The organism is Janthinobacterium sp. JF4, assembly GCF_059617925.1.
Window position 1 is genome coordinate 59263 of record NZ_JCAQAV010000033.1, and the last position, 6216, is coordinate 65478.

The following is a 6216-nucleotide window of genomic DNA, read 5'->3' on the forward strand; positions in this document are numbered from 1 at the left end:
ATGCTCCACAGGCATAAGTCTTCCGGTGGATTGTGAAAAAGAAAATTTCATGCCAGCATGTTTTGCCTATTTATTAATGTCGTGCCACTTATTTAAAGGAAAAAGATGAATGCTTTAACGGAAGTACAGGTACTCGATGCGGAAGAACGCTTGCGCCTGGCCATGATGGCCTCCGATGTGGCTGTACTGAATCAGTTGCTGGCCGATGATTTGGTGTTTACGAATCATTTGGGTCATCTGCTGAGCAAGCATGCGGACCTGGCAGCGCACGAGCAGCGCCTGCTGTCCATCACCGATCTGCGCGCGTCCGAGCGTCATGTGCGCATCAATGGCAACGTGGCCGTCGTCTCCGTGCGCATGCAGCTGACGGGCAGCTATCACGACGTGGAAACGCATGGCGACTTCCGTTTTACGCGCGTCTGGGCGCAGGATGCGGCCGGCGCGCTGCAAGTGATCGCCGCCCATTCCGGCGTCGTGGCTTGAGGAGCAGGAGCTAGTGGATCATCGTTCCAAGGGGCAGCTGTTTGAAGCTGTCATCGCCGCCGGCCCGGCCACCCTGGCCATCACGGCCGGCTATCCCGTGCTGCTGTACAACCTGGTGCGCACCTGGGCCGACGCCCCCGGAGACCATGCCCTGGCCGCCTTGCTGCTGACGGGCGGCCTGTGGGCCTTGCTGGAATTTTGGCGCATCGCGCTGGCGACGGTGGCGCGCAAGGCATATGCGTTCAACTGGCGCTTCTGGCTGGCCATCGCCGGTTTTCTCGGTTGCTTCGTGCGTTTCGTGCCAGACATGCCGGCTGGATTGATGCTGCTGTTGCTGGTGCTGCCGGCGCTGGCGTGGACGCATTTCATCTTGTTGCAGATCAAGCGGCCAGCCAATCTCTAGAAACTATTCTGCGCTGTCTTCCGTTTTCAGCCAGGCTATCCGTCCATTGCCCGCCTCATGCAGATGGGCGAGCAGGGCGGTCGCCGCCGCTTCTGCCAGGCTGAAGTCGAATAGCACATGCTCGCCGTGCGCCACGTTCAGCAAAGTGGCGCCGGCGCCGTCGAGTTCGCGGCGCAGCATGCCTTCCATCGCATACGGCACCGTGCAGCGCAGGGCTCGCTGGCGCACGATGGCCGTCTTTTCCGCCTGCAGCAGCGCTTGCGCCACGCTATCCGTGTAGGCGCGCACCAGGCCGCCCGCACCGAGCTTGACCCCGCCAAAGTAGCGCACGACCGTCGCCAGCACGCCTTCCAGATCCTGGTGGCGCAGCACGTCGAGCATGGGCCGCCCGGCCGTGCCGCTCGGTTCACCATCATCGACGGCCGCCGACTGTCCACCCGCCAGCAGGGCCCAGCACACATGGCAGGCGCCAGGATGCTGCGCCTTCAAGTCGTTGACCACCTGCTGCGCGCTGGCGCGGTCCGTCATCGGCTGCACGCAACCGATGAAACGGCTTTTCTTGATGATCAGTTCGCTGTGAACGGGGGTGGCAATGGTAAACGGCATGGCGGGTGCGAAGGCGGGCAAAGCAGCATGATAGAGGAAATGCGCGCCGGGTACGAGTCAGCCCGCTCACGCGGCGCAGGCGGACACCAGTTCGCGCAGCGCAGGGTCGCGCACTTGCACAATGTCGAACAGTCCCAGCGCGTGCAGGGCGGGCAAGGCGTCGAGGATGTCGCGCTCGGCAATGGTCCGTTCGGCGTCGCTGGTGGTCTCGTCCAGCCACAGTCTGGCATTGGCGAGGAAGGCGCCCACCGTGCCCTTGCGCACGGTGACGCCGTTGAACTGTCCCTGGTTTTGTTGATCGGGTAATACGTCTTCTGCACGCATGCTGAACTCCTGAATGTTGGAAAGACTTCACTGTATGATGGCGGGATTGTCTTGCCTGCGTTGTTTATGTCATTCGATACGTCAAATCTGCCAATCTTGCCGCCGTTGCGCGCCATGTATATTTCCCAGCCGCAGGAGCGGGTGACGGCGGCGCACCGCCATGCCAGCGGCCAGCTGTTCGGCGCCATGCGGGGCTTGCTCTCCGTTGCGGCCGACAGCGGACAGTGGGTGGTGCCGGCCAGCCACTGCGTGTGGATGCCGCCCCATCGCGTCCATGCGCTGCGTTCGCATGGACCGTTTGCGGGCTGGAGCGTGTATGTGGACGAGGCCAGTTGCGGCAGCTTGCCCGCCGCGCCCTGCGTGATGCGCGTCTCGGGCTTGCTGCGCGAAGCGGTGGGCCGCGCCAGCAGCTGGGACGATGGCGCGCTGGATGCACTGGACGCGCGGCAGGCACGGGTGGCGGGCGTGATCCTCGACGAAATCGCCGCCGCGCCCCACGAATCCTTCGGCTTGCCCTTGCCGACGGACCCGCGCCTGCTGCGCGTGGCGCGCGCCGTGCTCGATGACCTGGCCGACGAGCGGGGCGTGGAAGCGCTGGCCGCCTGGGCCGGCGTCTCGCCGCGCACCCTGGCGCGCCGTTTCACGCTCGAGACCGGTTTTACTCCGTCCGCCTGGCGCCAGCGTGCCCGCACCCTGCGCGCCCTCGAACTGCTTGCTGCCGGCCAGCCCGTCACGACGATAGCGCTGGACCTGGGCTACGACAACGTCAGCGCCTTCATCGCCATGTTCAAGCGGGTGATGGGGGTGACGCCGGGAAGGTATGGGGAAGCATAGCTGGCGCGCAAAACAAAAAAGCCAACCGGAACGGTTGGCTTTTCTGACGTATTTGGTAGGCCGTGCGGGATTCGAACCTGCGACCAACGGATTAAAAGTCCGCTGCTCTACCAGCTGAGCTAACGACCCAAGGGCGGCTATTATGACGGCCAAAGTGGGTTTTGGGAAGGGCCGGGGTGGAAAAAGCCTGGCATGGGCGCCATGCGCGGTCCAACATGGGTAGGTGACCTTCCATTTATATCTGCAGGCCCTCTATCGAAGGCCGTTCCATCCCCGAGCGAGCGCCGGCGCCGTGCTGCAGCTATCGGGACTGGTCTTCCTGCTGTTCCTGCCGGAACTGCCCCTGGAGGGGCATCCGGCAACGGTCAACGATGCTCAATAGCGTTCCAGCCAGTGCGCGTACGGCGCCGGCAGGGTCCACGAGGCGCGCTCGACGCCAAGTTCCTTGGCGGCAAAGTAGGCCCAGTGCGGATTGGCCAGGTGCGCCTTGCCGACCATGACCACGTCCAGCTGTTCTTCCTTGACGACGCGCTCGGCAATTGCCGGCGTGCCGAAACCCCAGGCGGACGAGACGGGCACGCCCGCTTCGCGGCGCACGCGCTCGGCGATCGGGCCCATGAAGGCGGGACCCCAAGGAATCGACACGTCGGGAATGGTGAAGCCCATGCTGACGCTGAGCATATCCATGCCGGCATCCTTGAACTGGCGCACCAGGCCGATCGATTCAAGCAGGGTTTGCTCGTCGCGGCCATCGAATTCCAGCACGCCGAAGCGGATCGTCAGCGGCAGGTGCTCTGGCCACACTTCGCGCACGGCTTTCAATGTTTCCAGCAGGAAGCGGCTGCGGTTTTCCACGCTGCCGCCATAGATATCGTCGCGCTGGTTCGCGTGGGCGGAAAAGAAGCTTTGCGCCAGGTAGCCGTGGGCGAAATGCAGTTCCAGCCATTCGAAGCCCACTTCGCGGGCGCGCACGGCAGCATCGACGAAGTTCTGGCGCACGCGGGCGATATCGTCGAGATCCATGGCGCGCGGCACTTTCGGCAGGCCGCCGCCAAAGGCGATGGCGGACGGGGCGATGGTTTGCCAGCCGCGCGCGTCGCCGTCAAGAATATGGTCGTCGCCTTCCCATGGGCGGTTGGCGCTGGCCTTGCGGCCTGCGTGGGCGATCTGGATGCCAGGCACGGAGCCGGCCGCCTTGATGGCTTTCACGACGGGCACGAAGGCTTGTGCCAGGTCATCGTTCCAGATGCCAGTACAGCCGGGCGTGATGCGCCCTTCCGGCGCCACGGCCGTCGCTTCGACGATCACCAGCCCCGCGCCGCCACGGGCCATGCCCACATAGTGCGACAGGTGCCAGTCGTTGGCCTGGCCATCGACGGCCATGTATTGGCACATCGGTGGCACGGCGATGCGGTTGCGCAGGGTGATGTCTTTGAGGGTGTAGGGCTGGAAGAGGGCGGACATGGTGACCTTTGTGTTTGTTGGTGGAAAAATGGAGCAATGCTGATTCGGTAGTTCGTAAATATTCGAAGAATGGAATTAGTATAGCGCATGCTGTATGATTCTGCTCATGCGTCCACACAAACATCCTTCCGCCAGCGAATTCGTGCTTGAAAGAGTGCTATACGCTTTGAGCGATTCCATCCGCCTCGACATCGTGCGCCACCTGGCCCGCGTCGATGCGGCCGCCTGCGGCGACCTCGATGGCGGGCGGCCGAAGTCGACCGTTTCCCACCATTTCAAGGTCTTGCGCGAAGCGGGCCTCGTCTACACGGAAAACGCGGGCACGACGCACATGAACACCCTGCGCCGCGCCGATATCGAGAGCCGTTTCCCCGGCTTGCTGGACGCTATCCTGGCGCAGCAGCCATTGGTGCCCGAGGCGGGCGGGCAGGGCGACTAGCGCCTGCCGTGCCCCGCCATCTGCCAGGCTCGGCTATCATGTCGGCCTTTCGGTAAATCCTCAGCCGCGCGCCTGTTGCGCGAATGGCTGGCGACACTACCTGGCATGGCAAGGGATGGGAATGACGGCAGCGGCAGTGGTAGTACAGGCGGACCTGGCAAATCGTCCGCAGTTTGGCTGGATCAATGGTTTGAAGGCGGGCGCGGCGCAGTTGATCGTGTTGCACCACCTGGCGTTTTACGGACCCATGTCCGACTACGTGCGGCCCCTGTGGCCTGAGTTGCTGGACTGGCTGGGCGGCAGCGCGCGCATCGCCGTGCAAGTGTTCCTCGTCATCGGCGGCTTTCTCGTCGCCAAATCCCTTTCGCCGGCCGGCAACCCCGGCATCGCTGCCCCGCTGCAGGCGATCTGGCGCCGCTATGCCAAGCTGGCGCCGCCTTTCCTGGCCGCCACCTTGCTCGCCGCCGTCATTACGCCCGTGGCGGGCATCTGGATGCTGCACGATTCCATGTCGGCCGCCGTCACCCTGGGCCAGCTGAGCGCCCATGCCTTGCTGCTGCATGGCGTGCTCGGCTATGAATCGCTGTCGGCCGGCGCCTGGTACGTGGCCATCGATTTCCAGCTGTATATGCTGACGGTATCGCTGCTGTGGCTGGGCGGCCGCGTGGCGGGCCAGCAGCGCCGGCACTGGCTGATGCCGCTGGCCGTCACCGTGGGCATCGCCTTTTCCCTGCTGTATTTCAATCTCGACGCGGACTGGGACAACTGGGCGCCGTATTTCTTCGGCAGCTATGGTCTCGGCATGCTGGCCTGGTGGGCCAGCGATCCGGCCCGCAAACCCGGTGCCATGAGCGTGCTCATGGCCATGGCCGCCGTGCCCGTCCTGCTGGCCCTGGCCGTCGACTACCGCAGCCGCATCGCGCTGGCCCTGATCGTCGCCTGCGCGCTGTTCCTGTTCGGCCGCGCCCGCACGCCGTCCCAGGGTGGCGCCTGGAACATCATCAATGCGCTGGGCCGCATCTCGTATGCCGTGTTTCTCGTCCACTTTCCCGTCAGCCTGCTGGTCAATGCTTGTTTTATCGCGTATGTTCCGCTCGAGCCGGAGTGGCAGGCGCTGGGCATGCTGACGGCCTGGGCTGCCAGCCTGGCGGCCGGCGCCGCGTTTTATCGCTGGGTGGAGGTGCCGCTGGGGCGGGTGATGGGCAGCGTGGTGGCGCATCTGGCGGGGAGGCCGGCGTTGGCGTCACGTTAAGGACTGGTTTCCGATATGCCGGGAGGGGAAATACAAGCAAAGCCTGGGTTGATCCGGACGATGCGCCTGAATTGACGGACGGTTTTTTCGAGCAGGGTGTCTGGCAAGTGGGCGGCAAGCCCGTTTCCCGTGCCGAAGCGCAGCAAGAGGTGGCGAAGCGCCGCGGCAGGCCTGTTGGTAGCGGCGGCAAGGTCAGCACGACCATACGCTTCGATGCTGACATTCTCGATGCCTTCAAGGCCACCGGAGATGGGTGGCAGACGCGCATGAATGATGCGTTGAGGGAGTGGCTGTAATCCAGGCAAGTCTAGAAAACAAAAAAGCCAACCGCGAACGGTTGGCTTCTTCATAGTATTTGGTAGGCCGTGCGGGATTCGAACCTGCGACCAACGGATTAAAAGTCCGCTGCTC

Annotated in this window: 9 protein-coding genes and 1 tRNA gene; 6 read left to right on the forward strand and 4 right to left on the reverse strand. The window is 63.9% G+C overall.

Annotated elements, in window-relative coordinates; translation table 11 throughout:
- Positions 1-105 precede the first annotated feature (105 nt).
- Positions 106-483 (forward strand): nuclear transport factor 2 family protein, encoded by a 378-nt coding sequence (locus tag AC54AF_RS20730; protein WP_496638032.1) that lies wholly within the window; start codon positions 106-108, stop codon positions 481-483.
- A gap of 13 nt (positions 484-496) precedes the next feature.
- A complete protein-coding gene (locus AC54AF_RS20735) occupies positions 497-886 on the forward strand; it encodes a hypothetical protein (protein WP_496638033.1) in 390 nt (129 codons plus the stop codon).
- Positions 887-889: 3 nt separating this feature from the next.
- Here the strand turns inward: AC54AF_RS20735 and AC54AF_RS20740 are convergent, their stop codons facing one another.
- A complete protein-coding gene (locus AC54AF_RS20740; protein WP_496638034.1) occupies positions 890-1492 on the reverse strand; it encodes an IMPACT family protein in 603 nt (200 codons plus the stop codon).
- Positions 1493-1558: 66 nt separating this feature from the next.
- The gene (locus AC54AF_RS20745; protein WP_496638035.1) at positions 1559-1816 is read right to left on the reverse strand and encodes a hypothetical protein; all 258 of its coding nucleotides are present in this window, start codon (positions 1814-1816) and stop codon (positions 1559-1561) included.
- Positions 1817-1882: 66 nt separating this feature from the next.
- Between AC54AF_RS20745 and AC54AF_RS20750 the strand changes: the two genes are divergently transcribed.
- Positions 1883-2650 carry an AraC family transcriptional regulator gene (locus tag AC54AF_RS20750; RefSeq protein ID WP_496638036.1) on the forward strand — a complete coding sequence of 256 codons (768 nt, stop codon included), beginning with the start codon at positions 1883-1885 and terminating at the stop codon, positions 2648-2650.
- Positions 2651-2703: 53 nt separating this feature from the next.
- Here the strand turns inward: AC54AF_RS20750 and AC54AF_RS20755 are convergent.
- Both AC54AF_RS20755 and AC54AF_RS20760 read right to left on the reverse strand, forming a co-directional pair.
- Positions 2704-2779, reverse strand: a tRNA-Lys gene (locus AC54AF_RS20755).
- A gap of 246 nt (positions 2780-3025) precedes the next feature.
- Positions 3026-4114: an NADH:flavin oxidoreductase/NADH oxidase gene (locus tag AC54AF_RS20760; protein WP_496638037.1), complete on the reverse strand. Its 1089-nt coding sequence runs from the start codon at positions 4112-4114 to the stop codon at positions 3026-3028.
- 106 nt (positions 4115-4220) lie between these two features.
- Here AC54AF_RS20760 and AC54AF_RS20765 point away from each other — a divergent pair, with 106 nt between their 5' ends.
- The 3 genes from AC54AF_RS20765 (at position 4221) to AC54AF_RS20775 (ending at position 6101) form a co-directional block, all read left to right on the forward strand.
- Positions 4221-4553: an ArsR/SmtB family transcription factor gene (locus AC54AF_RS20765; RefSeq protein WP_496638038.1), complete on the forward strand. Its 333-nt coding sequence runs from the start codon at positions 4221-4223 to the stop codon at positions 4551-4553.
- Positions 4554-4674: 121 nt separating this feature from the next.
- Positions 4675-5805, forward strand: coding sequence for an acyltransferase family protein (locus tag AC54AF_RS20770; protein WP_496638039.1), 1131 nt, complete (start codon positions 4675-4677; stop codon positions 5803-5805).
- A gap of 107 nt (positions 5806-5912) precedes the next feature.
- Positions 5913-6101, forward strand: coding sequence for a BrnA antitoxin family protein (locus AC54AF_RS20775; RefSeq protein ID WP_496638042.1), 189 nt, complete (start codon positions 5913-5915; stop codon positions 6099-6101).
- Positions 6102-6216 lie beyond the last annotated feature (115 nt).